This is a genomic window from Rodentibacter pneumotropicus DSM 21403, from assembly GCF_000379905.1.
GTDB classification, from domain to species: Bacteria; Pseudomonadota; Gammaproteobacteria; order Enterobacterales; family Pasteurellaceae; genus Rodentibacter; species Rodentibacter pneumotropicus.
In genome coordinates, this window is the sequence record NZ_KB904057.1 from 39,391 (window position 1) to 65,456 (window position 26,066).

At 39.6% G+C, this 26,066-nt stretch carries 19 protein-coding genes and 2 pseudogenes; 5 read left to right on the forward strand and 16 right to left on the reverse strand.

Features of this window, described 5'->3' with window-relative positions:
• Nucleotides 1-167: 167 nt before the first annotated feature.
• Both moeB and moeA read right to left on the reverse strand, forming a co-directional pair.
• Nucleotides 168-899 (reverse strand): molybdopterin-synthase adenylyltransferase MoeB, encoded by a 732-nt coding sequence (moeB, locus tag A3GE_RS0107970; protein ID WP_018356734.1) that lies wholly within the window; start codon nt 897-899, stop codon nt 168-170.
• Nucleotides 899-2,116 (reverse strand): molybdopterin molybdotransferase MoeA, encoded by a 1,218-nt coding sequence (moeA, locus tag A3GE_RS0107975; protein WP_018356735.1) that lies wholly within the window; start codon nt 2,114-2,116, stop codon nt 899-901. The genes moeB and moeA overlap by 1 nt, the downstream gene beginning before the upstream one ends.
• 181 nt (nt 2,117-2,297) lie before the next feature.
• Here moeA and folE point away from each other — a divergent pair, with 181 nt between their 5' ends.
• The gene (gene folE / locus A3GE_RS0107980) at nt 2,298-2,954 is read left to right on the forward strand and encodes a GTP cyclohydrolase I FolE (protein ID WP_018356736.1); all 657 of its coding nucleotides are present in this window, start codon (nt 2,298-2,300) and stop codon (nt 2,952-2,954) included.
• A 66-nt stretch (nt 2,955-3,020) separates the two neighbouring features.
• Here the strand turns inward: folE and A3GE_RS0107985 are convergent, their stop codons facing one another.
• On the reverse strand, nt 3,021-4,406 hold the full coding sequence (locus A3GE_RS0107985; RefSeq protein ID WP_018356737.1) for an SLC13 family permease: 1,386 nt from the start codon (nt 4,404-4,406) through the stop codon (nt 3,021-3,023).
• Between the two features lie 191 nt (nt 4,407-4,597).
• On the opposite strand from A3GE_RS0107985, the pseudogene A3GE_RS11875 reads away from it, so the two are divergent.
• Nucleotides 4,598-4,708: pseudogene (locus tag A3GE_RS11875) on the forward strand (50S ribosomal protein L19); the annotation flags it as partial.
• Between the two features lie 127 nt (nt 4,709-4,835).
• Here the strand turns inward: A3GE_RS11875 and A3GE_RS11485 are convergent.
• The 6 genes and pseudogenes from A3GE_RS11485 to nrdA all read right to left on the reverse strand — a co-directional run bounded on the left by A3GE_RS11485 (nt 4,836) and on the right by nrdA (nt 13,736).
• Nucleotides 4,836-5,416, reverse strand: a pseudogene (locus tag A3GE_RS11485) (NAD(P)H-dependent oxidoreductase).
• A 143-nt stretch (nt 5,417-5,559) separates the two neighbouring features.
• Nucleotides 5,560-7,614, reverse strand: a complete 2,055-nt coding sequence (locus tag A3GE_RS0107995) for a TonB-dependent receptor (protein ID WP_018356739.1) — start codon at nt 7,612-7,614, stop codon at nt 5,560-5,562.
• Between the two features lie 91 nt (nt 7,615-7,705).
• A complete protein-coding gene (locus tag A3GE_RS0108000) occupies nt 7,706-9,097 on the reverse strand; it encodes a glucose/sorbosone family PQQ-dependent dehydrogenase (RefSeq protein WP_018356740.1) in 1,392 nt (463 codons plus the stop codon).
• A gap of 189 nt (nt 9,098-9,286) precedes the next feature.
• A complete protein-coding gene (locus A3GE_RS0108005) occupies nt 9,287-10,009 on the reverse strand; it encodes a pirin family protein (RefSeq protein WP_018356741.1) in 723 nt (240 codons plus the stop codon).
• A gap of 260 nt (nt 10,010-10,269) precedes the next feature.
• Nucleotides 10,270-11,400: a class Ia ribonucleoside-diphosphate reductase subunit beta gene (nrdB, locus tag A3GE_RS0108010; RefSeq protein WP_018356742.1), complete on the reverse strand. Its 1,131-nt coding sequence runs from the start codon at nt 11,398-11,400 to the stop codon at nt 10,270-10,272.
• A 65-nt stretch (nt 11,401-11,465) separates the two neighbouring features.
• Nucleotides 11,466-13,736 (reverse strand): class 1a ribonucleoside-diphosphate reductase subunit alpha, encoded by a 2,271-nt coding sequence (gene nrdA / locus A3GE_RS0108015; RefSeq protein WP_018356743.1) that lies wholly within the window; start codon nt 13,734-13,736, stop codon nt 11,466-11,468.
• A gap of 481 nt (nt 13,737-14,217) precedes the next feature.
• On the opposite strand from nrdA, the gene A3GE_RS0108020 reads away from it, so the two are divergent.
• Entirely contained in the window at nt 14,218-16,338 is a 2,121-nt protein-coding gene (locus tag A3GE_RS0108020; protein ID WP_018356744.1) for a DUF262 and DUF1524 domain-containing protein, read from the forward strand.
• A gap of 189 nt (nt 16,339-16,527) precedes the next feature.
• On the opposite strand, the gene dolP is transcribed toward A3GE_RS0108020, so the two are convergent.
• The 4 genes from dolP to A3GE_RS0108040 form a co-directional block, all read right to left on the reverse strand.
• Nucleotides 16,528-17,109 (reverse strand): division/outer membrane stress-associated lipid-binding lipoprotein, encoded by a 582-nt coding sequence (dolP, locus tag A3GE_RS0108025; protein WP_018356745.1) that lies wholly within the window; start codon nt 17,107-17,109, stop codon nt 16,528-16,530.
• A gap of 91 nt (nt 17,110-17,200) precedes the next feature.
• Complete coding sequence (locus A3GE_RS0108030; protein ID WP_018356746.1) at nt 17,201-17,785, reverse strand: D-sedoheptulose-7-phosphate isomerase; 585 nt, start codon at nt 17,783-17,785, stop codon at nt 17,201-17,203.
• A gap of 14 nt (nt 17,786-17,799) precedes the next feature.
• The gene (locus A3GE_RS0108035) at nt 17,800-18,159 is read right to left on the reverse strand and encodes a YraN family protein (protein WP_018356747.1); all 360 of its coding nucleotides are present in this window, start codon (nt 18,157-18,159) and stop codon (nt 17,800-17,802) included.
• Between the two features lie 2 nt (nt 18,160-18,161).
• Complete coding sequence (locus A3GE_RS0108040; RefSeq protein WP_018356748.1) at nt 18,162-19,883, reverse strand: penicillin-binding protein activator; 1,722 nt, start codon at nt 19,881-19,883, stop codon at nt 18,162-18,164.
• A 75-nt stretch (nt 19,884-19,958) separates the two neighbouring features.
• On the opposite strand from A3GE_RS0108040, the gene rsmI reads away from it, so the two are divergent.
• Together rsmI and tldD are read left to right on the forward strand one after the other, a co-directional pair.
• The gene (gene rsmI / locus A3GE_RS0108045; protein WP_018356749.1) at nt 19,959-20,804 is read left to right on the forward strand and encodes a 16S rRNA (cytidine(1402)-2'-O)-methyltransferase; all 846 of its coding nucleotides are present in this window, start codon (nt 19,959-19,961) and stop codon (nt 20,802-20,804) included.
• A 202-nt stretch (nt 20,805-21,006) separates the two neighbouring features.
• The gene (gene tldD, locus A3GE_RS0108050; RefSeq protein WP_018356750.1) at nt 21,007-22,455 is read left to right on the forward strand and encodes a metalloprotease TldD; all 1,449 of its coding nucleotides are present in this window, start codon (nt 21,007-21,009) and stop codon (nt 22,453-22,455) included.
• Nucleotides 22,456-22,614: 159 nt separating this feature from the next.
• Here tldD and A3GE_RS0108055 read toward each other — a convergent pair whose 3' ends face one another.
• The 3 genes from A3GE_RS0108055 to A3GE_RS0108065 form a co-directional block, all read right to left on the reverse strand.
• The gene (locus A3GE_RS0108055; protein WP_018356751.1) at nt 22,615-23,295 is read right to left on the reverse strand and encodes a 3-keto-L-gulonate-6-phosphate decarboxylase UlaD; all 681 of its coding nucleotides are present in this window, start codon (nt 23,293-23,295) and stop codon (nt 22,615-22,617) included.
• A 75-nt stretch (nt 23,296-23,370) separates the two neighbouring features.
• Nucleotides 23,371-23,838, reverse strand: coding sequence for a PTS sugar transporter subunit IIA (locus A3GE_RS0108060; RefSeq protein WP_018356752.1), 468 nt, complete (start codon nt 23,836-23,838; stop codon nt 23,371-23,373).
• Nucleotides 23,839-23,914: 76 nt separating this feature from the next.
• Nucleotides 23,915-25,726 carry a PTS ascorbate-specific subunit IIBC gene (locus tag A3GE_RS0108065; RefSeq protein ID WP_018356753.1) on the reverse strand — a complete coding sequence of 604 codons (1,812 nt, stop codon included), beginning with the start codon at nt 25,724-25,726 and terminating at the stop codon, nt 23,915-23,917.
• Nucleotides 25,727-26,066 lie beyond the last annotated feature (340 nt).

Below are 26,066 nucleotides of genomic sequence, written 5' to 3' on the forward strand. Positions count from 1 at the left end.
CGAATAATATCAAATTATGGCGAATTTTCACTTAAAAAAGTTCAGTTATTCTAGGTTAGGTAATTTGGTGATGGGGCAGTATATAAATGCCCCATTGTTTATTTGATATGATAAAGATTAACAGTATAACCTATGATTTTGAGTGTTTTCGTTGAAATAAAAAATATTTAAACCGTTTTTATCGGTAATTTGATTTCCCTGATTTTCATTGTCATCCCATCGATCATTAGTAAACGACCGGATAAATTCTCACCAATGTTTAGCCGAACTTTAATCGCCTCTAACGCTTGAATAGAACCCACAATTCCAACAATCGGTGCGATCACACCGGCTTCTACACAGCTCAGTACATTTTGTCCAAAAAGTTGGCTGAGATCATAATACGTAGGCGTATTCGGTTCGTAAGTAAAGACAGAAACTTGCCCTTCCATACGAATTGCCGCACCGGAAATGAGCGGAATTTGGTTTTTCTTACATTGACGATCGAGCTGGTTACGGATCTCGACATTATCGGTACAGTCAAGAATGACTTGAAAGTGCGGTATAATTTCGCCAAGTTTTTCTTCATCCAATTTATCGTTGATTGTCTCAATTTCAATATGCGGATTGATTTGCTGCAACGCAATTTTTGCAGAATCTACCTTCGGCATATTCAGTCTTGCATCACAATGTAGTATTTGACGTTGAAGGTTGGAAAGCGAAACTTGATCAAAATCCAAAAGCGTTAAATGTCCCACACCGGCAGCCGCAAGATATTGTGCAGCTGCACAGCCTAAACCGCCTAAGCCTACAATCAGCATTTTGCTGTCTTTTAGCTTTTCTTGACCATCAAAATCAATAGATTTCATAATAATTTGACGGTTGTAACGCAGCTCTTCTTCATAACTTAGTGCAGACATTATTGCCCCAATAGATGATTAAAGGGTTCAATAGTCACGGTTTCTCCGGTGGTAACATTACCGCGATCTTTTTCTAATACGATAAAGCAATTACTTTTCACAAAAGAGCTGAACAAATGAGAACCTTGGAAACCTACCGGTTGTACTTCAAGTTGCCCGTTTTCATTCATTCGATAATAACCCCGTTGGAAATTTAAACGGCCCGGTGTTTTTTTCAAATTGGTTGTGGTAATGGCAGTAAAGTGCGGTTGTTTTTTGAGATGTTTTTGCCCGCTTAATTGTAAAATTGCCGGTTGTACGAGCTGATAAAATGTGACTAAAGCGGAGACAGGATTACCCGGTAATCCGCAGAACCAAGCGTTTTCTAACTTCCCAAAAGCAAAAGGTTTACCCGGCTTCATGGCAATTTTCCAGAAATTGACCGTGCCGACTTTTTCTAATACGGTTTTCGTAAAATCTGCTTCACCTACGGAAACGCCACCGCTAGTAATAAGTAAATCCGCTTGACGTTGGGCTTCAACAAAAGTTTTTTCAAATTCCGCTTCGTTATCGGGTAATAGACCAAAATCCAACACTTCACAATTTAATTGTTGCAACATAAGTTTGATCGTGAAACGGTTGGTATCGTAAATTTGCCCCTCTTTTAACGGTTGCCCCACTTGTACCAGTTCATCTCCGGTAGAAAGTATCGCGACTTTTAAACGGGGATGAACTTTCACTTCGGCAATGCCGAGTGATGCAAGTAACGGCAAGGACACCGTATTCAGTACTTCACCTTGTTGCAAGACTATATCACCTTTTTTTACATCCTCACCAATGCGGCGAATATTTTGGTTGGGTTTAGGGAATTCGCTTAATGTGATCGTACCATCTTCATTGATGATGGCCTGTTCCTGCATGACCACTGCATCTGCACCTTGTGGGATCATCGCGCCGGTCATAATACGCACTGCACTTTGCGGAATCCATTCGCCTTTGAAAGGATTTCCGGCAAAAGATTTTCCCGCAACGGAGAGCGTTAATGATTGTGCTAAATCGGCTAAACGCACGGCGTAGCCGTCCATAGCGGAATTATCAAAGGAAGGAACATTTATTGGTGATACCACATCTTCAGCGCATACACGATTTGTTGCATCGGTTAAAGAAAGGGATTCACTTTGTGTTGGAAAGGGGAGTTGGCTGAGCATTTTGTTCAACGCTTGATCTAACTGAAGCATAAGAATCCTGTGTAAACGGTTGAGAAAATTTGTCGGGCATTCTATCGCGAAATGATCTCTAATTTAAGGGGTAAATTCTGAAATGATGAATAATATCAATCAATATTGGTGATTTTTCTCATTTTACGATGTACTTATATTTTGCTAGAATGCCGCATCATTTTTTAGGAACGGAAAGTAAATGAGCGATATTTCTCAAGATGCACTAAATGTGCGTGATGCCCTGATTGCTAAGGGTATTGAAACCCCAATGATTACCCCCTGCCAAAATAAAGACGAACGCCGTTCCGGTATTTCCAAGCATATGCGAGAGGTGATGAAACTGATCGGGCTGGATTTGGGAGACGATAGTTTAGAAGAAACGCCGAATCGTTTGGCAAAAATGTTCATTGACGAAATTTTTAGTGGAATGGACTACGCCAATTTCCCTAAAATGACAAAAATTAAAAATCAAATGAAAGTCAGTGAAATGGTACAAGTTAATGATATTACGCTTACCAGCACTTGCGAACATCATTTTGTGACCATTGATGGTAGCGTTGCTGTTGCTTACTATCCAAAAGATTGGGTAATCGGACTCTCTAAAATTAACCGAATCGTTGCCTTTTTTGCACAGCGTCCGCAAGTACAAGAACGTTTAACTGAGCAACTTTTAACCGCGTTTCAAACCATTTTGGAAACTGACGATGTTGCCGTTTATGTGAAAGCGACCCATTTTTGTGTCAAAGCCCGTGGGGTGAAAGATACCAACAGTTATACGGTGACTTCCGCTTACGGTGGCGTATTTTTGGAAGATCGTGAAACCCGCAAAGAGTTTTTAGCATCAATCCAAAAATAAAAATGTTAAAAGAAATGACCGCACTTTGAGCCATTAAAGTGCGGTCATTTTTTTGTGATTTTATCTTTAGATCCACATAAAGTAGGCAAATCCTCCGATGACAGCGATACAGAATAAATTCAGGATAAAACCGACTTTTGCCATATCAGCTTGTTTAACATGTCCTGTTGAGAAAACAATGGCATTAGGGGGCGTAGCGATAGGAAGCATAAAAGCACAGCTGGCACCGCAGGCAATAATTGCAGCAAGCGCAATAGGTGGTAGTCCCATAGATTGTGCGACGGAAATAATAATTGGCATAATTAACGCAGCACTTGCCGTATTAGAGGTAAATTCCGTTAAGAAAATAATAAAACTTGCGATCGCGAAGCATAGTACCCAGAGCGGTTTTTCTTGTACAAATTGTACGATGGTATCCGCCATAATTTTACTTGCACCTGAATCTTTCATAACAATGCTGAGTGTTAAGCCACCGCCAAATAGTAAAAGTACACCCCATTCCACCCGTTCTTGGATTTCTTTCCAGCTGGCAACCTTTGAAACACAAATTAAAATAACAACGAGAAGTGCAATAACCGTATCGAAATTTTCAATTTTTTTCGGTAGCTCTAAAACTTGGCTGATCCATGGATTAATAATAGAGCCAAACAATAATAAAAGGGTCATAAAAATAAAAATACCGAGGGTAAGTATATTTTTTTGATTGAGTTCTACTTTTTCGATTGACGGTGAAAATTCGGCAGAAAAGTCAGGACGTAAAATAACCCATAATGCAAAAATCATAGATGGGATCAAGAGCAACATTACAGGAAATCCATAAGCTAACCATTCTGTAAAAGTCACCTGAATTTGAGAGGCTAAAATGGCGTTAGGGGCACTGCCGACAAGTGTTCCAATACCGCCAATATTCGCACTAAATGCCATTCCAAGTAATACAAAACAATAGAGGCGATAATTTTTTTGGGCATTAATGCCTTTTAGCATACCCACGGTAAGTGGTAACATCATGGCTGCGACGGCGGTATTATTTATCCACATAGAAAGAAAAATTGTCACGCCAAACAGATAAGCGACAGATAATTTTAAATTACCTTTCGCTAGGCGGATAATGTAGTTAGCGATAATTTTGTCGAGATTCTGGATTTGTAAAACTGCGGCAACAACAAATCCTCCAAAAAACATATAAATGATAGGGGTTGAAAAAGGAGCTAGTGCTTTTTGTGTGTTAATTAATCCCAAACCAATAGCAACTATCGGCACCATAAGTGATGTTACGGTAATATTAAAGGCCTCGGTCAGCCATAAAATCCCGACAAAAATCAGTAAAGCAAGACCACGATTTTCTTGTGGGGAGAAAGGGAGATGCTTAATTAAAACAAGCATGAGAATAAAATCCAAGGCAAGGATAATTAAGCTTTTATATTTGGAAAGATATGTTGTGTTTTTTTGCATTGTAGAACCTCCATAATGAAGCCTTTTGTTATTAGATTGTATATTTTCCAACTAAGCTTTTAACAGAATTTATAATTTAGATCAAATTGTTTTAACAAATTATGGATGGTTAAAAAGAGCGGTCAAATTTTCATATGAATTTATGAAATTACCCAGCATTTTGTAGCAATACACAAAATAAAAAATTTATACAAAATGTAGGCGTTGAGTACGTATTTCAAACACTGTGCCCGATAATCGACAGTATTGTTGTTAAACGTAACGGTACGGTTTACAAAGCAAAACTTTATTATTTACGCTAGTCTCCGAATAAATTAGCTCATATCAAAGCGTATTTAGGTGACTAATTTTTATCAAGTAAAAAAGGCTTGGGAAATCCCGAGCCTTTTTGTTTTCGATGTTAAGCCTAAATTCAAAATGTTTGCTAAATTAACCAAACACGCGGTTTAAATGTGTTTTGTAATCGGCGATGTATTTTGGTACATCAGGCGATTTAATCACATCATTACATATAAATGTCGGTAAGCGCTCGGTAATGCCAATAAACTCATTGGCTTTATGGAAATGTAAATAAACACCGTCCACTCCTTGTGCTTCAAAGAAATCCCCTTCACGGGTAAAGGCTTCTATCGGTGCATTCCAAGTAAGCGAAAGCATATGTTTTTTACCATCCAATAAACCGCCCGTGCCATATCCCTCTGTCGGATTAACACGGTGACGACCATCGCTTTGATATAATTTGCCGTGTCCTGCGGTAAATACTTCGTCAATGTATTTTTTACCGTCCAAGGTTCGCCCATCCACCAGCCGGGCATTTGCCAAATTACCGCGTCCATCCATAAAAATTTTTCGATTTCCGCTGTAATATCATAGCCCTGCTCAATAACAGTTTCTTGTACTTGATGCCCCATGTTTACCAACACTTCGCGTGCTGTGGCGTGCAGGGTATGATTTAATTGTCCGTTAGAATGACCAAAGGTTTTTCCACCGTCTAATAATAAGATGTTCATTATGCTCTCCTGATAGGTTTAATAATAATTAAGCGGTTAGATTTTTTGATTATTTGGTGTTAGCACAATATCCTAGATATCCAATTTTGTATATCTCCGATATTGTGCCAAAACTTCTCCAAAATTAACCGCTCTTTTAGTCGTTAGAATGCATATTTTACATTCATTCCAATGTTAAAGTTACGTTTTAGTGCTGGTTCGTAATAGCGACCGCTGGCATCGTTGATGACCACATTGGCATAATCTTTATCGAATAGATTATTGACATGCAAGTGGTGATCAATTTGCCAGTTACCTTTTTCCCATAAGTAGCCCGCATAAGCTCCCACTACGGTGTAGCTTGGGGCGTATTCGCTGTTCGCATTATTGACCGCTACTTTGCCGTGATAACGGGCATCTGCGCCTATGCGCCAGCCTTTTTGGTCGTGCCAACCAAGGCTTGCGTAGGCATTATGCTTCGCTACACCGGCAATACGGTTGCCTTGGGTAATATTTGTTCCGACAGTTTGGCGGAAGCGAGCATCCACAAGGGTATAGCTTAATTGCATTTTTAAATCTTGCCAAAGCGTACCGTTCCAAGCCATTTCCGCACCTTGTCGGCGGGTTTTACCGGCATTGCGGAAGGTTGCCCGACCGTCCATTGTGCCTGCTGAAACAATATCATCTTTGCTGTCGGTACGATAAAGTGCCATAGTTAGCATACCATCACCTAAGCCTCGCTTCAGACCGATTTCATAATTATCCGTGGTAAGCGGTTTGAGATCGAAATTCAAGCCGGATTGCCCGTCTGGGCGATAACTTAACTCTAAAAATGTGCCTGTTTCAAAGCCGCGGCTGTAAGAGGCGTAGAGATTGGTATCTGCCAGCCCTTGCCAACTTAGCCCAATACTTGGAAGCCATTTTTCATCTTTTTTGTGTCCGCTGTCATCGCCGTTGCGAAGATAGTGATCCTTTGATTTAAACGTGGTTGTGCTGTGTCGCAAGCCACTGTGAAAGGACCAATTCGGCAAGAATGCCCATTGTGCTTGCATATACGGATCGAGGTTGTAAATTTTATTGGTCTCATCACGGCGTAAAGCGCCTTTTATCCCATTGATCGTGCCGTTAAAATTTTCATAGCCTTTACGTTTGTCTTGCATATAGTCGAATGCCACACCGGTGATCACATTAAAGTTGTTGGTAAAATCGTGCTGTAAATGCACATCTGTACCTGCATAATAGCGAGTGAAGTCAATCACGCCGCCAGCGTGCCCGGCGTTACGGATTTGGGTAATGCGAGGAATGGACAAATACTGTTCAAGACGGCGTTCGCCAAGGTAAGCAGTCAAATTCAAGCGGTTTTTTTCATCCAATTTTTGGCGATAACTCAAGCCAAGTTGAGTTTGACGTACATTTTTGCGTGCATTAAACATTTCAAGATTCATCGCAACTTGATTACGGTTTTCTTTCCATTGTTCATAGCTTAATGCTCCCGGATCTTGCGCTTTAATATCGCTATGGTTGAAAGTAATGCCTACTTCCGCTTGATTTTCTGTTGTCCAATCCGCTTTAAAATTGACTTGATTTTTGCGTGCGGCACTGTGATCTCGTTCGCCTTGGATAGTGAAGCGATTAACGCTCAATACATACGCAGGCATATATTTATTGTCGCCTCCACCTTGCGCTTTTAAGCCGTAATGCCATGTACTATTGCTACCACCGTCCACGCTGGTTTCAATACTCGGTGGGTTTTGTCCTTTTTGGCTATGCACTAAAATTGTGCCGGCTGATGAATTACCATAAAGGGAGGAAAACGGCCCTTTGAGCATTTCAATGCGACTGAGTGAATTAAGATCGATGTGGGACGTTACCCCTTGACCGTCCGGCATTGTGGCTGGAATGCCGTCCACATATAACCGTATGCCGCGCACCCCCATACGAGAACCGCGCGTAGAAAGATTAATATCTTGTGCATAATTATGCCGATCTACTGCTACTAAACCGGCAATGCCTTGCAAGGCTTCGCTTAAGCTGATATTCATTCCGCTTTTTTGGCGCACATCCTCTCCTTCAATAACATCAACGGAAGCAGGAGTACTAAAAGGGGTCATTTCTGCGCGAATAGCGGTTACAGTAATTTCATCTAATGCTGTTTCATTGTTAGCAAAACTATTGACTGCACTAGAGGCAATCAACGTTGCGATAACCGTTTTCTTCATTTGCTTATCCTTTAAAAGAAAGGCATCTTTAAAGATGCCTTGAAATATTTACAAATTTTGGTCAATATCCGCCCGTTTGTGAGCGTTAGGATTATTTACCGGTGTATTCAAACACGACAATTGCACCTTTATTTTGCATTTCAGTGTTCGGCTTGCCGTTTTTACCTAAACCGTAACCGACCGCATCGGTCGCCACATAGATTTTACGTGTGTCCGGACTGATTACCGCATTACGGTAACGGTTATCGGTTCTGAAGTGTTTACTAAAATCACCTTGTACTTGCTCCGATTTGCCATCTAATTTCACGCGATAAATCGCACCGCTCTTTAAGGTTGTGATTAACAAGGAATTTTGCCATTCTTTGATCGCGCCGTCTTTCGGATAGTAAATTATGCTTGACGGAGCAATCGTCGGCCAGCATAAAAATGCCAATTTACCGCAGTTCTCATCGGAGTAGTTATAACCTGTTGGTACGGTAAAGAAAGTTTTCTGCGGCGCTTTAAAGTTTGGTGCATTAAATTCGCTCTCTTGTTTAACCGGTACGCCTTCCGGAATGACATTAGAATCAAATTTTGCTTGTAATTCTTTCGGTGCTTTAAACCATTCTGCGTAAACATAAGCTTCGTTATCTTTATAGCCTGCAACATTTGGCCAGCCATAGTTACCGCCTTTTTCAATAAGGTTTAATTCATCGTCGCTAGAAGGGCCGTGCTCCACTGCAAATAATTTATCACCAACAAAGGCTAAACCTTGTGAGTTACGGAAACCATAAGCGTAAACGTGGCTTTTCACCCCGTTTAATTCTGGGTTATCCGCAGGAATCGAACCGTCTACATTTAAACGGAGAATTTTACCCGGATAAAGTGAATAATCTTTGTTTGCAACCTGCTCAGCGGTTGGTAAGTATTGTGATTGGATTTCTTTATCAACGTGTTTACCTTGTCCAAAGCCCTGATCGCCAATGGTATAGAATAATGTCCCATCCGGTGCAAAACGTAAACGTCCCGAGTTGTGGTCGCCGCTTGCCGGTAGTTTGTCAATGACAATGGTTTCATTTGCCAATTTATTGGCTTTTTCATCGTACGTTAAACGAACAATGCGCGCGAATTTTTTCTCGCCTTCATTATACGTGTAGGCGGTATAAAGATGGTTTTCACCTTTACCTGATAAGAAGTCAGGCGCGAATGCCATACCGAGAACACCTTGATGTGGCGGTGCAGCAAACACATTTTCAAAGTGATAAAGCTGTGTACGTTTACCGGTTTTTGGATCGATTTTTGCAATGTTCTTGCCTTGACGTTCAGTCACCCAAATTTGGTTATCCTTACCCCAAAGCATTTCCCATGGGCTTTCCAAACCTTCTACTAAAACCGTGGCTTTGAATGGCTCTGCAATATCCACTTTATCACCGGCTTTCGCATAAAGATTGTTGCTTGTTAAAGTTAATGCGCCCAATGCAAGCGCAAGTGCTGTTTTTTTCATTTAATCTCCTAAATAAGATTATGGTTGATAAAATTACCGAGTAAAAGAGCGGTCGGAAAATGCAATGGATTTTAGATATTGAATTTACCAACCGACTAAAATCAAGGTGCGTATTCTAATGATTTATAAAATACTGGGGAAGATGTTGTGCAAATGAGCGGCCATCACCGCTCATTATTTATCATCTTATTATGCTATGGCGACTTCCATTGGAACTTCCATCAACAAAATTTCGGCATCATCGGTAGCTTCCACATTGAAGTTTTCTACATCCCAAACGCCTAAGCCATCACGTTCGGAAAGATCAAATCCAGCCACTTTCGCCGAACCTTTGATCACAAACGCATAGACACCGTTTTTTGTATCATTTAAGCGGTATTCTTTCGCCGTGCCTTTGTCAAACTTCGCCAAGTTGAACCAGGCATTTTGGTGAATCCACACACCTTCATCATTTGCATTTGGAGAAAGAATTTGTTGGAAATCGTTTGGTTTTGCACCTTCCGCAAGGCTAATTTGTTGATAACGAGGCTCAACATTGCGTTTGTTTGGGAAGACCCAAATTTGTAAAAATTTCACCGGCGTATTCGCATTCGGGTTCATTTCACTGTGGGTAATTCCTGTACCTGCCGACATCACTTGAATATCGCCGTGGCGAATCACACTGCCGTTTCCCATACTGTCACGATGTGCTAAATCACCGCTTAATGGAATGGAAATAATCTCCATATTATCGTGTGGGTGTGTACCAAAACCGCGACCGCCTTCAACGAAATCATCATTAATCACCCGTAATGCCCCAAAATGAATGCGGTCAGGATCATAGTAGTTTGCGAAACTAAAAGTATGACGGCTTTTTAACCAACCGTGATCCGCATTGCCACGAGAATTTGCAGAATGAAATACAGTTTTCATAAATATTCCTTAACTTTTTAAAAATGAGTTGCACATTGCTGTGTTTTTGATGTGGCGTATATTACGCTTTCCTGAAAAAAGAAAAATATGGTTTTTGTAAAAAGATTATTTATTAATAGTGAATAATTGAAGAGAGATTATTTGAGTGTTTTTGTATTTTTATTAGGTAGAACATAAGATTAATTGGAGATATAAAAAAGAGCCAGCAAAGCCAGCTCTTTTATCGACTAAATAAATTCAGAATTTTGCTCAGTGCATAATTAAAGATCAAAATCTCCGAAATCGTTGGTATCGACTTTTGAGTCTATTTGACCTACAAGATAGGAACTCACTTCCACTTCTTGTGGTGCCACTTGCACGTTATCGGAAACCAACCAAGCGTTAATCCAAGGAATTGGGTTGGAACGAGCTTGGAACGGCAACGGTAAACCAACGGCTTGCATACGGATGTTGGTGATGTATTCTACATATTGCACCAAAATATCTTTATTTAAGCCGATCATTGAACCGTCTTTAAACAAATAATCCGCCCATTCTTTTTCTTGTTCCGCTGCGGCGAGGAATAAATCATAGGCTTCTTGTTTACATTCTTCGGCAATTTCTGCCATTTCAGGATCATCTTGGCCTGCCGCCATAATGTTTAAAATATGCTGTGTGCCGGTTAAATGTAATGCTTCATCACGGGCAATAAATTTAATGATTTTTGCATTTCCTTCCATTAATTGACGTTCTGCAAAAGCGAAAGAGCAGGCAAAAGACACATAGAAACGAATCGCCTCTAGGGCATTGACACTCATTAAGCAAAGGTAAAGTTGTTTTTTGAGATTGCGTAAAGTAACGACACATTCTTTGCCGTCCACTGTGTAAGTGCCTTCTCCATACAAGCCATAAAGTTGGCTATCACGGATTAAATCATCATAGTAAGAAGAAATATCACGCGCACGTTTGATAATCTCTTCATTGGTGACGATGTCATCAAAAACAATAGAGGGATCGTTCACAATATTACGAATAATATGGGTGTAAGAACGGCTATGAATGGTTTCAGAGAACGTCCAAGTTTCGATCCAAGTTTCTAATTCAGGAATGGATACCAACGGTAACAATGCCACGTTCGGGCTGCGACCTTGAATAGAATCCAATAAGGTCTGATACTTTAAGTTACTAATAAAAATATGTTTTTCATGTTCCGGTAAAGCCGCATAATCAATACGATCTTGCGACACATCCACTTCTTCCGGACGCCAGAAGAAAGAAAGTTGTTTTTCAATGAGCTTTTCAAAGGTCTCATATTTTTGTTGATCGTAACGAGCAACGTTTACGTTTTGACCAAAGAACATTGGCTCTTTTAGTTGGTCGTTTTTGGTTTGTGAGAAAGTGGTGTATGCCATTTGGGTTTCCTCTGTTTTTAAAAAAGTGCGGTCAATTTTAACCGCACTTTTAAAGGGTTGATTAATTAGATTTTACATGCCCCGCCTGCGCAGCCATCATCAAGATCTTCTTGGGCATCTTCTGCGCCGTCACGGGTGTTTTGGTAGTAAAGGGTTTTTAAGCCGTATTTGTAAGCGGTTAATAAATCTTTTAATAACACTTTCATCGGCACTTTACCGTCTTCAAAGCGTTTTGGATCGTAGTTCGTATTTGCGGAAATCGCTTGATCCACGAATTTTTGCATAATGCCGACTAAGTGTAGATAACCATCATTGTTTGGAATATCCCAAAGTAATTCATATTGATCACTTAAGTTTTCGTAATCAGGTACCACTTGTTTTAAAATACCGTCTTTTGAGGCTTTCACACTCACATGACCACGAGGCGGTTCGATACCATTGGTGGCGTTAGAAATCTGTGATGAAGTTTCTGACGGCATTAATGCAGTGAGCGTGGAGTTACGCAAACCAAACTCTTGAATGTCTTTACGTAAACTTTCCCAATCGTAATGCAGGGGTTCTTGTGTGAGCGAATCCAAATCTTTTTTATAGGTATCAATTGGTAAAATACCTTGTGAATAGGTGGTTTGATTGAAATATTCACATGCACCTTGTTCTTTGGCTAAATTCATTGAGGCTTTCAATAAGTAATATTGAATGGCTTCAAAAGTGCGGTGGGTTAAATCATTCGCACTACCATCAGAATAACGCACTCCATTTTTCGCCAAGTAATAAGCATAGTTAATCACGCCAATCCCTAAAGAACGACGGGCAAGGGAACTGCGTTTTGCCGCGGCAACAGGGTAGTCCTGATAGTCCAATAGGGCATCTAACGCACGAACGGCAAGATTTGCTAACTCTTCCAATTCATCAAGATTTTCAATTTTGCCTAAGTTAAATGCAGAAAGGGTGCAAAGAGCAATCTCACCATTTTCATCATGAATATGGCTTAATGGTTTGGTTGGTAACGCAATTTCTAAGCATAAGTTAGATTGGCGTACCGGTGCCACTTGAGGATCAAACGGAGAGTGAGTATTACAGTGATCCACATTTTGAATATAGATACGACCGGTTGAAGCGCGTTCTTGCATTAATAGAGAGAAAATTTCCACCGCTTTGACTGTGCGTTTACGGATGTTTGGATCTTGCTCATATTTGACATAAAGCTCTTCAAATTTATCTTGATCGGCAAAAAAAGCTTCGTAAAGTCCCGGTACATCGGAAGGGCTGAACAAGGTAATATCACCGCCCTTAATTAAGCGTTGATACATCAATTTATTTAATTGCACACCGTAGTCCATATGGCGAACACGGTTATCTTCCACACCACGGTTATTTTTTAACACGAGCAAGCTTTCGGCTTCTAAATGCCATAATGGGTAGTAAACCGTTGCCGCACCACCACGAACACCGCCTTGTGAACAAGATTTTACCGCTGTTTGGAAATATTTATAGAACGGAATACAACCGGTATGGAAGGCTTCACCACCACGGATTTCACTGCCTAAGGCTCGAATTGCGCCAGCGTTTACTCCAATTCCTGCACGTTGGGAAACATATTTCACAATGGCAGAGGCGGTAGCATTGATAGAATCCAAACTGTCGCCACATTCAATTAAAACACAAGAACTGAATTGGCGGGTTGGAGTACGCACGCCTGCCATAATTGGTGTTGGTAAAGAAATTTTGAAGGTGGAAGTGGCATCGTAAAAACGCTTGATATAGTCCAAGCGGGTTTCTTGCGGATATTTTGAGAATAAACTCGCTGCGACCAATAAATAAAGGAATTGTGCGGATTCGTAAATTTCACCGGTTACACGGTTTTGCACTAAATATTTGCCTTCCAGTTGTTTTACGGCAGCATAAGAAAAGGTCATATCACGCCAGTGGTCGATAAAACCATCCATTTCATCCCATTCTTCGCGAGTGTAATCATCTAAAAGGGCATGATCATATTTCCCCATACGCACGAGTTTTTTGACGTGATCATATAAACGAGGTGGCTCGAAATGACCATAAGCCTTTTTGCGCAAATGGAAAATCGCCAAACGAGCAGCGAGGTATTGATAATCAGGGGTATCTTTACTAATTAAATCTGCTGCGGCTTTGATAATGGTTTCGTGAATATCGGAAGTACGAATCCCTTCGTAAAACTGGATATGCGAACGCAATTCTACTTGAGAGACAGAAACATTTTCTAATCCTTCTGCGGCCCAAGTAATGACACGGTGAATTTTATCAAGATTGATTTGTTCTTGCGTACCGTCACGCTTGGTAACTTTTAAACTTTTGTTCATGAATATACGAGCCTTTTTATATTATTTTAAAACACAATATATAGTGTTTGTGAAACAACGATACACAAGATAGTGTGTTTTTTTTGTCAGATCAAGTAATAAATTTTTTATCAAAATGATTGACAAAAAATTTATTATTAAAAAACAAATACTTTTCCGAGAATTGTAAATATGAGAATTTTTGCTTGAAAAAAACAAAAAAGTGCGGTCGAAAATCGGCTATTTTCCGTTATTCTGACTCGAAAAGGGGATGGTCTCATAATGGAAGGGAGAATAATCTACATTTGTGCGCATAAGCATTTTTTTGTACGTGAAACTTGGTTTTCCCACGCTTGGTTATGGAATGGGGAACTTTTATGAACTGTATCGTATAATTGTACAAGGATGGAATATTTATAAATCCTAATATCTAATATGTTGGAAAAGTGTTACTCTGTACAATTTCCAGGACTCTATAAATAAAAGATTAATAGGATTTCTTATGAAAGCTAGTGAAGCAAATTTATTGAAATTTTTGAAAAAATCGCCGCAATTTATAATCCCTATCTATCAAAGAAATTATTCATGGACAGAGACTCAGTGTCGTCAACTATGGGATGATATTTTACGTACAGGTTCGGATGAACAAACTAACGCCCATTTTATTGGTTCAATTGTATATATTGAACGTGCGCTTTCTACCGTAACAAGTCATGAATCTTTACTCGTTATCGATGGGCAACAGCGCTTGACTACTTGCACCTTGCTTATCGCCGCTTTGGCAGATTATTTGGAAGAGCAGCAAATCCCTGAATTGTTGGATACATTTTCTGCTAGAAAGTTGCGAAACTATTATTTGTTTAATCCTGAAGAACAAAACGACCGTCATTTCAAATTGCTTTTGTCAGAAACGGACAAAGAAACATTATTAGCAGTATTAAAGCAAGAACCTCTACAAGAATCTGCAAGCATACGAGTTACAGAAAATTATGATTTGTTTAAAAAATTAATTTCGGATAATAGTGATAAATTGGATAAAATCTGCCAAGGCATAGATAAACTGATTATTGTAGACGTTGCATTGGAGCGAGATAAAGATAACCCACAGCTAATTTTTGAAAGTATGAATTCTACAGGGTTGGAACTCAGTCAGGCTGATCTTATTAGAAATTATATTTTAATGGGATTGAGTCCTGATCTACAAAATGAACTCTATCGTTCTTATTGGAGAAAAATTGAAAAATTGTTTGGACAAGAAGCATATAGTCAATATTTCGATGACTTTATGCGTCATTACTTGACTGTAAAAACAGGTACAATTCCTAATATTCGTAAGGTTTACAATGAGTTTAAAAGCTTTTCCATAAGCTATTTCAAGGGCGATTCCAAAGGTTTGGTTGACGATATTTATAACTATGCTGGTTATTATTGTGCCTTTGCCTTGGACAAAGAAAGTGATCCTAATTTGAAACAGGCATTTTCTGATTTACGAGAATTAAAAGTGGATGTTGCCTATCCTTTCCTATTGAGCACCTACCATGATTACAAACAAGGTCGCTTGAAAAATGGTGAAGTGCTGCAAGTTGTTCGCTTGATAGAGAGCTATGTATTCCGCCGATCGATTTGTAATATTCCTACTAATTCACTTAACAAAACGTTCGCTTCGCTTGCTAAATCATTGAACAAAGAGTTTTATTTAGAAAGTTTGCAAGCTCAATTCCTGCTTATGTCATCCTATCGTCGTTTTCCGAGAAATGGGGAGTTTTTACGCGAAATTCAAATTAGAGATGTATATAATTTTGGACGGAGAAGCTACTTTTTGCGTAAATTAGAAAATTACGGTCGTAAAGAGACAGTCAATATCGGTGAATATTCCATTGAACATATTATGCCGCAGAACAAAAAACTCTCTATCGAATGGCAAGCGGAATTAGGAGAAAATTGGCAGAAAATACAAGACACTTATCTACACACATTAGGCAATTTGACCTTAACTGGATATAACAGTGAATATAGTGACCATTCATTTACTTATAAACGGATTGAAATTTGTAATAAAGAAGGTGAAAAAATAGGATTAGCTTACAGCCCTTTAAGATTGAATAATGGTTTTAGTGAAATAGAAAAATGGAATGAAGAACAAATTAAAGGTCGAGCCGAAAAGTTAGCTGAAAAGGCAGTTTCTATTTGGGCAATGCCGGACTTGGATAGTGAACAACTTGCCAAGTATGAAGAAGCAAAAAAATCTGAAAATTTGACTTACAGCATAAATAATTTCCCTAATCTGTTGAATAATGAAGAATTAAATAATTTGTTTCAGAAATTACGAAGCAGCATACTGATGTTGGATTCTTGTGTCAGCGAAGAATATTTGAAACTCTATATAGCCTATAAATTCGAAAATAATTTCGTAGATATTACCCCACAAGCGAAACAGTTGAAGCTTGTATTAAATATACGTTTTGCTGATATTCAAGATCCACGTGGATTGTGCCGAAATATTACCGATATAGGGAAATGGGGAAACGGAGATGTAGAAGTGAAGTTGAACAATATGGATGACTTACCTTATATAATGGGGTTGATACGTCAGGCATTTGAGTATCAAATGGAAAAAGGTTAAATTATTCAGTAGCAAGAGCAGAATAAGTGAATAATTTATCATTCATGCACACATCAATAAAAATCTCCATTAAGTGGTTAATTCAATGGAGATTGTAGAATTTTCAAGCTGTTAGGTCTTTGTGTAATTACTATAACACTGTATTTTTCGACCGCACTTTTATAGAAAAAATAATTTTTAGAGTGAAAATTAATTCAAGTATTTGAATACTTTAACCACTTTTTGTACCCCACTAATTTTGCTGGCAATTTCAGCGGCGGCATCCGCTTGGGCTTGTGTCACATTACCTAATAGGAACACTTCGCCATTTTCAGTGATGACTTTCACATCTGTTGATTTCACCCGATCATCCACTAACATTTTGGATTTCACTTGTGTGGTGATCCAACTATCTTTGCTGATTTGCCCGATAGTAATTTTAGGGTTCACGCGTAATTCATTATAGACATCGACTACACCATCCACGCCCTTTGCCAAGCCGGTCGCGGTTTCCTTGGTATTTTCACTTGGTACTTGACCGATTAGTAATACACGGGCGCTGTAAGATACGGCATTCACACGCGCTTCGGATTTAATTTGTTCGTCTTTATCTAAGGCATTTTCTACCTTAAATTCAAGAGTCTCATCATCGACTTGAGTACCCATTGTGCGTGGGTCCGTTGCAACTTTTGTTCCTGCTGCGGCTCCGCCAAGTACAGCGGCGACACAGCCTTGGAGCAGAATGGAAGCACTTAGAATAAATGCCAATTTTTTAACTGGGGTTAGTTTCATTTCTCTCTCCTTTATTTAAATGAATCAATTAGTTAGTCAAATAAATAGTGAAATAGTTTAGATCTAAGATTCTAGGATAATGAACATTCTATCAAACTCTTGGAAATAATGTGTGATCAATCAGTTCACAAACAGCATTAATTACAAATAAATGATTTTCCAAAATACGGCTTTCTTTGTTGGTAGGAATGGAAATTTCCAAATCTTGTGCTGCTAATAAGCCTTGAATGGCGTCATTATTTGAACCGGTTAAAGCAATCACGCTAATTTCTTTGCTTACTGCATTGGCAATGGTGTTGAGTACGGCTTTTTCCACACCAAGCGGAGCAAACGCAATAAGTAAATCTCCGGGTTTTGCTATTGCATTAAATTGATGTTGATAGAGATTTTCCGCTGAATGATCAAAAACTAAGGAAGAACCGACCGCACTTTCTAGGCTGAGTAGTGCCGAAGGAAAGCTTGGGCGCTCAATATCATAGCGATTAAGCAGGTTAGAAACCAAAAATTGTGCATTGGCGTAAGAGCGTGCGATACCGCAAGCAATCACTTTATTGCCACCCAGTAAGCATTGAATTACCTTTTGGCTTGCATTGGCGATATTTTCCGTGAGCAAACTGGAGGCGGAAATTTGAATTTGGATGCTTTCGCTATAAATGTCTTTAACTTGTTGTAACATAATTGAAAATAAAATTAGTCGAGAAAATTAGGAATCCATTGAATATCTTGCGCATTCTTGCCGAAAGCGATGAGATCAAAACGACAGTCAGCATCCTCTAAACTGAGATTCTGTTTCGCAAGCCAGAGATTTGCCGCATCAAGCCATTTCTGTTGTTTATACCAATCTACACTATCAATAGCAGAACCAAAATGTGCATTTGAACGTTGGCGAACTTCCACAAATACGATAGTTTGCCCATCTTGCATAATGAGATCTAATTCGCCACATTTAAAATACTGATTTGCCGCAATAAAATGCAATCCTTTTGATTCCAAAAAAAGGCGGGCTTGATGCTCAAAGCCCGCTCCTTGTTGGCGTTTTAATGAAAACATAGTTAGTTGGCTACCGGAACTATGTTACTGTCTTGGTATTGGAACCAAGTCATATCACGTTCTACATTACAATTCGGTCCTGCGCTGAGTATGCCGGTTAAGCCGCTTAATTGATAGCCCGGTACTTGGCGTAACTCATTGAAATGATTAATTAACAACCACGCATCCGCACCCATTGCATACAAACGCATTAGCTGATATTCACCGCCGGTTGAGCCCGCCACTTTTTGATATTGTGCGGATGTAGCTTCTTTGAAGAACGGAATATCACTAAATTGTACGCCATTCATTTGTGTTACATATTCAGCTGAATTACTTGCTGAGTTCGAGCGTGAACTTGCGTAGATTTTTAAATTTGGCGCACTATTGGCAAGATAACCTTTAATTTCAGCCAATTCATCAGGTGATGCAACGGCATAAAGTGCGGTTGAATTTGATGCATTTTCTTGTAAGAAATAAGGCACATCCGCCGGTAAATTATAGTAGCGAATATTGGCATCCGTGGAAGCTAATTGCTGCCAACGCACATTAAAGGCATTGCCCACGCGCTGACCTAATTCATTTTGTGGCATAGCGACAACAGGGGAGCGAACGCCATCATTCCACATTTTGGTTGCAGCTGATTCCGCTTCATCTTCCGGCGATAAACCGTAGTAACATATTTGATTAATTGCACGGGCATTTGGTGTGGCATTTAATGCCAATACATCCATACCTTGTACTGATACAGGGTTGTTAATGATTGATTCGACATTTTGTTTTAAAAGCGGACCAACTAAGGCTTTCACACCGGCTTCTTTTGCCTGTGCGGTGATTTCATCGATTGAGTAGATAGCAGAATCAAAAATTTGCACAGGAATAGTGGAATTACCTTTAGCATCATTAAAACCGGATAAAATGGTATTACCTAATATTTGACCATCACCGCTGATTGGTAAAACTAAACCGATTTGCGCAAGATTTGTTTGTTGGAAATTTAACAAACTTTGTAATTCTTTTGGAAAAAGGGTAGCTGCCGCATGATTTGGATAAGCATTTTTCCAATTTTGTAGGGCTTGGCTTAATTGAACGGGCTGACGAATATTGTCGTTATAGGCTTTAATTAAAGTAAGCCAGCCACCTAATGCCACATTGCCGTCATCCAGTGCATTGTTGATCACGCCTGTATTTGCCGCACGTAATAACGCCCAAGTTTTATCCACATTGTTTTGCCGACGTTGTACATCGGTGAGATTTTCATCCATTTTGATGCGCGCTTTTACTGCTTCAATCATATCTTTACGATTTTCAAAAACAGTTGCTTGCGTTTCATAATAACGAGATTTTTGAGAGACACTTAGTTTATTTAAATCAATTAAACGCAATTGGCTTTCCGCTACTTCATTTGCCCCTTTGGCGGCTGAAAGACGGGCTTCAATTAATGTGCGATCAAGTTTTTGTGCATCATTTAATTCGCCTAATTCAGATAATATTGCCTCGGATTGGGCAATTTTATTCTCTACAATAAATGCACGTGCAGCGAATAATTTATAGGTTTCTTTATCTTCAACATTCTGGGTTTGTTCTAATTTGTTCATATAAAATTCAGAACTGGCATTGGCATCGCGTTGAAGTGTTTCAGTAAAGCTGCTGCCGAATAAATTGGAACAGCCGGCTAACGCGACGGATAATAAAATTGGCATTAAACGTTTTTTAAAACCTGCGCCTTGTAATAGAATAGACATATTCGCTTTTGCTCCATTATGAATGAGTCAATAATGGCGTGATCTTACTTATCTCAAACCTTAAAAGCAAACAAAATGAATAATGTAACCGGAATTTTATATATTGTGGCAACACCGATTGGTAATCTACAAGATATTACTCAACGTGCTCTGGAAACCTTTTCCCAAGTGGATTTAATTGCGGCAGAAGATACACGCCACAGTGGTTTATTGCTCAGTCACTATGGCATTAAAAAGCCGTTTTTTGCGTTGCATGATCATAATGAGCAAGAGAAAGCCTCTGTTTTGGTAGAAAAACTGAAACAAGGGGTGAATATTGCATTAATATCCGATGCCGGTACACCTTTAATTAGCGATCCCGGTTTTCACTTAGTGCGTCAATGTCGTGAAGCGGAGATCCGTGTAGTTCCTTTGCCGGGAGCTTGCGCGGCAGTTACGGCACTTTGTGCTTCTGGTATCGCCTCAGATCGTTTTTGTTTTGAAGGTTTTTTACCGGCGAAAAGTAAAGCGCGTAAGGATAGATTGGAAAACATTGTGGAAGAAGACCGCACTTTGATTTTTTATGAATCTACCCATCGTATTTTGGATACCCTTGTAGATATGCAAGAGGTACTTGGTCAAGATCGTTATGTTGTATTGGCGCGAGAGCTCACTAAAACGTGGGAAACTATCGTTGGTGATACCGTGAAAAATTTACGTCAATGGCTAGTCGAAGATCCAAACCGGACCAAAGGTGAAATGGTATTGATCGTAGAAGGCAAACCTAAACAGGAAAATGAGACAGAGTTCGCCCCTCAGGCAATTAAAGCCCTCACCTTACTTACACAAGAGTTACCCCTTAAAAAAGCGGCGGCGATTGTGGCGGAATTATATGGTTATAAGAAAAATGCCCTATATCAATTTGGTTTAGAGCATTTATAAGCGATTTTATTTCACAAAACTGCACGGTATTATGTAATAGTTGCACAAAGCTGGTTTTTGTTGTGGAGACACACGGCGTGTGCCCTATATTTTGTTGAAATTTCTGTTTTTGTGCATTTGTTACATAATACCGAAAACTCGCTGTTTTTTGACCGCACTTTTAGATAAATTTTATAGACATCGTCTATTTACGGAGAAGAATATGTTAAAACAGGTTTCGGAAAGCTTACTAACTCCAAGCCATTTATCCACGAAAGAATTATTGAATATTTTTGATGTAATGTCGCATCGCAATATTGATTATGCCGATTTATATTTTCAGCTCAGTCAAGATGAAAATTGGGCGTTGGAAGACGGCATTATTAAAGAGGGCGGCTTTCACATTGATCGTGGGGTAGGGGTACGTGCCGTATCTGGTGAAAAAACCGGTTTTGCTTACTCAGATCAAATCAGTCTTGCCTCACTGCAACAATGTGCCAATGCGGTGAAAGGGATTGCGCAAAGTAAACAAGGCAACATTATTGTGCCAAATGCACTCAATGCCGTAAGTCCTATAATGCGTTATGCTTCCATTAATCCGTTGGAAAGCCTTTCTAAAGAAAAGAAAATTGAATTATTACATTTGATTGATCGCACTGCTCGAGCGGAAGATCCGCGTGTAACCCGTGTTTCTGCCGGTTTAAGTGCTGTTTATGAAGAAGTATTGGTGATGGCAACGGACGGCACATTGGCGGCAGATATTCGTCCACTGGTACGTTTGTCAATATCTGTGTTAGTGGAAGAAAACGGTAAGCGTGAACGTGGAAGTTGCGGTTCAGGCGGACGTTTTGGATTGGATTGGTTCTTTGAGACCGTTGATGGTGATATTCGGGCAGTAAATTTTGCGAAAGAAGCGGTTCGTCAAGCTTTGGTAAATTTAAGTGCTATCGCTGCACCGGCTGGGTTAATGCCTGTTGTATTAGGCGCAGGATGGCCGGGGGTGTTATTGCACGAAGCGGTGGGGCATGGCTTGGAAGGGGATTTTAATCGTAAAGAGAGTTCTTTATTTACGGGTAAAATAGGCGAATTAGTTACCTCTCCACTTTGTACCATTGTGGATGATGGTACGATTGCTCATCGTCGTGGCTCTATCACTATTGATGATGAAGGTGTACCAAGTCAATGTAATGTACTCATTAAAGAGGGTATTTTGCAGGGTTATATGCAAGATAAAACGAATGCACGTTTAATGGGCGTGAAGCCTACCGGTAACGGTCGTCGTGAGTCTTACGCTCATTTACCGATGCCTCGTATGACAAACACTTATATGTTGGCGGGGCAGAGTAAATTTGAAGATTTAATTGCTTCGGTGGATCATGGTGTTTATGCACCGCACTTTGGCGGCGGTCAAGTGGACATTACTTCAGGTAAGTTTGTATTTTCCACCTCGGAAGCCTATCTGATTGAAAAAGGGAAAATCACTAAGCCGGTAAAAGGTGCAACGCTAATCGGTAGTGGCATTGAGGTGATGCAAAAAATCTCTATGGTTGCCGATAAAACCGAGTTGGATTTAGGTATTGGTGTTTGTGGTAAAGACGGACAAAGTGTTCCGGTCGGTGTAGGACAACCGGCATTGAAAATTGATGAAATCACGGTAGGTGGTACAAATTAATTCTAAAAACAACCGCACTTTTTGTTTAATTAAAAGTGCGGTTAATTTTTCCATTGGATTTCATTGTCCTAAGTTTATAAGCCCAAATTAATTTATAAAAAATCGGATAAAACCGTGAGGTTTATCCGATCTTTGTTTAGACATACTTTAAAGGATTAATTATGCCCAATATTTGTCAATTTCGGCCCGAATAGCTTCTGCGGTTGCTTTGCCTTTTTCTCCGACTAATGCTCTGCCGGCAATAAAGGCTTTAGCATTTTTGATCTCTTTGAATAAATGAATATCTTCCGGCACAATACCACCGGTGATGGATAGCTCTAGTCCTAGAGCAGATAATTTTTTCATTAATTCAACATCTTCTGATGTCCAACCTTTACCGGCTAATTCTGCATCGCGTGAACGGTGGTAGATTGCTTGTTTCACACCCAACTCAACCCATTCTTTAGCATCTTTTTCCACAGTCCAATTACCGTAGATCTCAATTTGAATTTCTTTTTTGATTTTTAATTCAGGGTGAGCGGCATTGAATTCATCTGCCACTTTTTTGCAAGCCGCTTTGGTGGCTGGGTGAGCTGCCGCAGAAACTGTCAGCCAGTCTGCCCCGGCTTCAAATGCCATTTTTGCTAAGATTGCGCCACCGTCAGTCGTTTTTAAATCGCAAACAATAATATGGTTTGGATGTAAAGCACGCAAAGTACTGACTGCTTTCATTCCTTCCGCACAGGCGAGAATAGTACCGACTTCAACGATCTCCACTAAATCTTCTGCTTGTTTAGCATCGGCAACAGCTTTTTCTAGAGAAAGAGAGTCAAGCGCAATTTGTAATAATGGTTTGGACATAGTGATTATTCCTTTTGTTAAATTGAAATAGGGGAAAGTGCGGTCAATTTTAACCGCACTTTTATTCAAATAAGATTAGCCGTTTAATACTTTATCAATCGCAGCATAGACTTCATCAGCACTGTTGCAGTTGCGGAAACGGTTTAAATCTACACCATCATCACTATCCGGATCATCAAGCACTTGAGTAATTTCCATTAGGCCTTGCATATGCTGATCGGAATCGCTACCCGCAAGAGTAATCAATACATAGACCGGTTCATTTTCACCGTCAAAATAAATCGGCTCTTTTAAGGTAACTAACGCAAATGCTGTTTTAATTACCCCTTCCTCCGGACGGGCATGAGGCATGGCAAGACCTGGTGCAAGAATAATGTAAGGCCCCATTTTTTCGATATTGCTGATAATTGTATCGTAATAACGGGGTTCAATAGCTCCTGAAGCCTCCAATAAATCCGTACCGATTTTGATCGCCGCTTTCCAATCTGAGGCGGTTTGATTGAGTTTAATGGAATTGTTAGCGATAAGCGATTCTTTTAACATATTAATGTCCTTAACTATGTAGTATGAAAGTAGCGCGGTAAATTTTCACCGAAAATCAACCGCACTTTATGGGGGATTATTTATTATTTTGGAATTTGTTAATCAATTCGATTAATTCATCGCCAAAAGAGTTCGGGTTAAGCATATTTTGTACACCTAATACAAATTTACCTTCGCCCACTTGAATTTCACCGGATAAATGTTTAGACGAAACAATAATATCCGTGCTATCTAATTTACCTTTATAGTCTGTAACCGCACAAGAATCCATAATGTTTGGAATACCACGTTTATCTAAATAGCCTTTGATCTTCATTTTCATCATCATTGAAGAACCTTGACCTGAACCACAGACAGCAAGAATACGAACCGGTTTAACCGTTTCATCGGAAACGTCGTCATTTTTGACCGCACTTTGAGCCGCTTGTTCTTGGGAAACGATCTCTTCCTCGGTTTCATCAGCGCCATAGCCGTCCATTTGCTCAAGGGTTTTACCTGCTGCCGCAGCCGCTGCTTCAGCAGCACGCAATTTTTTCGCGGCAAATGCCATGTAAGTGAATGCAGCCGCTAAGATGACAAAGAAGAAGAACGGAATGCTGACGATACCTTGTAATATCGGTGGGAAGAATAACGCCCAGTCAGCCATACCCATCCAACCATTAAAGGTTGCTCCCTGGGTTGAGAGTAAATGAATAACCCATGCTGAGCCCAATACTTCAATAATCCCCATTACGAAACAGATTTTCATCACTGCACGCCATCCACCGAAATGGTTGGCAAACACACCGATAGTCGCATTAGAGAAGAACATAGGGATGAAACCCGGAATAATTAATACGGACGCATCAAAACCAAGTAATAGGCCGACAGCAACGAATTGACCGATTGCCCCCCACATAAAACCGAATACCATGGCATTTGGTGAGAAAGCATAAATCGCCGCACAGTCAATGGCCAAAACCGCATTAGGAATGACACGCTCGGAAATACCTTTGAAGGCTTCAGATAATTCGGCAACAAACATCCGAACCCCGATAACAATCACTTGAATAGCAACAGCAAATTTTAATCCTGTCTCGAAAATATAAATTGTCCAGTGTGTTTTGCCGGCCATGGTTTGCAGATTATCCAGACCGAAAGAGAGTAAGATAATGCCGAAAAATACGGTCATAACCAATACAGTCGCAGAGATACTATCGTGGAAAATATGGAGCCATTTTGGTAATTTCATATTATCAACGCTGTCTTCTTTGTTACCGAGTTTTGGTGCGAGTTTAACGGCAATCCAAGAGGCAATTTGTTGTTGGTGTCCGATAGAAAAACCGGCTCCGCCCGTTACGGCTTGAGTCGGTTTATACATAATGTTAGAGGAAATTCCCCAATACAATGCCATGATGATTGCCGTATAGATGATGGTTTCCATCATTGATGCACCAATGAGCATATAGAATACGGCAACCAAACCTGCTTGTTGGAACATAATATGCCCGGTGAGCATAATAGTACGGATACCGGTAAAGCGTCTGAATACTACAAGCAAGATATTTAATGCCAATGCGAGTAAGACGGCATAACCTACCCAAGCATAATTGTCCGCCATTGTTTCAATGGTCGCTTGCATACTGGTGTAAGGGTCAATGACTGCACCGGTTAAACCGTGATATTCGGATAATTTTGCAATAATTGGTTTAAAACCTTTTACTAATTCGCCGGCTCCCACTTGAACGAGCATAAAACCAACAATAGTCTTAATCGTTCCTTTAATAATGGTTGTTGTATCCTTACGTAGAAGAATATAGCCAATACAGGCAACAATACCTAGTAATAGCGGTGCTTTATTAAGAACCTGATCCCTAAAAATAATAAATAGATCTAATAACGTTTCCATAACAGAACCTCTGTTGACCTTGATTTAAATGGAAAATACTTAGTGTTTGAATTCGTTCCGAATCATCTCGAAAAAGAAATCGCGCAAATAATAGCAATTATTTTTGATTAAAAAAGATTTTATTTGAAGATTTGTGAGCGATATCACATTTTATTTTTTTCATCTTGATAGATATTTTATTTTTTATAAAACCCTTTTAAATTTAAGTTTTTTATTATGTTATAAGAATGATATTTATTATAAGAAAAAATAATTTAGATCTTGATCACAAATTACAGAAAAAAACGTTTTACAAAATAAAATGATTTGATATGATTTATTTTGATTTTTTTTGTGAGCA

What these genes read in the sequence shown, in the direction of transcription:
- moeB (WP_018356734.1), bottom strand. Translation starts at nt 899, where the DNA reads ATGTCTGCACTAAGTTATGAAGAAGAGCTGCGTTACAACCGTCAAATT.
- moeA (WP_018356735.1), bottom strand. Translation starts at nt 2,116, where the DNA reads ATGCTTCAGTTAGATCAAGCGTTGAACAAAATGCTCAGCCAACTCCCC.
- folE (WP_018356736.1), top strand. Translation starts at nt 2,298, where the DNA reads ATGAGCGATATTTCTCAAGATGCACTAAATGTGCGTGATGCCCTGATT.
- A3GE_RS0107985 (WP_018356737.1), bottom strand. Translation starts at nt 4,406, where the DNA reads ATGCAAAAAAACACAACATATCTTTCCAAATATAAAAGCTTAATTATC.
- A3GE_RS0107995 (WP_018356739.1), bottom strand. Translation starts at nt 7,614, where the DNA reads ATGAAGAAAACGGTTATCGCAACGTTGATTGCCTCTAGTGCAGTCAAT.
- A3GE_RS0108000 (WP_018356740.1), bottom strand. Translation starts at nt 9,097, where the DNA reads ATGAAAAAAACAGCACTTGCGCTTGCATTGGGCGCATTAACTTTAACA.
- A3GE_RS0108005 (WP_018356741.1), bottom strand. Translation starts at nt 10,009, where the DNA reads ATGAAAACTGTATTTCATTCTGCAAATTCTCGTGGCAATGCGGATCAC.
- nrdB (WP_018356742.1), bottom strand. Translation starts at nt 11,400, where the DNA reads ATGGCATACACCACTTTCTCACAAACCAAAAACGACCAACTAAAAGAG.
- nrdA (WP_018356743.1), bottom strand. Translation starts at nt 13,736, where the DNA reads ATGAACAAAAGTTTAAAAGTTACCAAGCGTGACGGTACGCAAGAACAA.
- A3GE_RS0108020 (WP_018356744.1), top strand. Translation starts at nt 14,218, where the DNA reads ATGAAAGCTAGTGAAGCAAATTTATTGAAATTTTTGAAAAAATCGCCG.
- dolP (WP_018356745.1), bottom strand. Translation starts at nt 17,109, where the DNA reads ATGAAACTAACCCCAGTTAAAAAATTGGCATTTATTCTAAGTGCTTCC.
- A3GE_RS0108030 (WP_018356746.1), bottom strand. Translation starts at nt 17,785, where the DNA reads ATGTTACAACAAGTTAAAGACATTTATAGCGAAAGCATCCAAATTCAA.
- A3GE_RS0108035 (WP_018356747.1), bottom strand. Translation starts at nt 18,159, where the DNA reads ATGTTTTCATTAAAACGCCAACAAGGAGCGGGCTTTGAGCATCAAGCC.
- A3GE_RS0108040 (WP_018356748.1), bottom strand. Translation starts at nt 19,883, where the DNA reads ATGTCTATTCTATTACAAGGCGCAGGTTTTAAAAAACGTTTAATGCCA.
- rsmI (WP_018356749.1), top strand. Translation starts at nt 19,959, where the DNA reads ATGAATAATGTAACCGGAATTTTATATATTGTGGCAACACCGATTGGT.
- tldD (WP_018356750.1), top strand. Translation starts at nt 21,007, where the DNA reads ATGTTAAAACAGGTTTCGGAAAGCTTACTAACTCCAAGCCATTTATCC.
- A3GE_RS0108055 (WP_018356751.1), bottom strand. Translation starts at nt 23,295, where the DNA reads ATGTCCAAACCATTATTACAAATTGCGCTTGACTCTCTTTCTCTAGAA.
- A3GE_RS0108060 (WP_018356752.1), bottom strand. Translation starts at nt 23,838, where the DNA reads ATGTTAAAAGAATCGCTTATCGCTAACAATTCCATTAAACTCAATCAA.
- A3GE_RS0108065 (WP_018356753.1), bottom strand. Translation starts at nt 25,726, where the DNA reads ATGGAAACGTTATTAGATCTATTTATTATTTTTAGGGATCAGGTTCTT.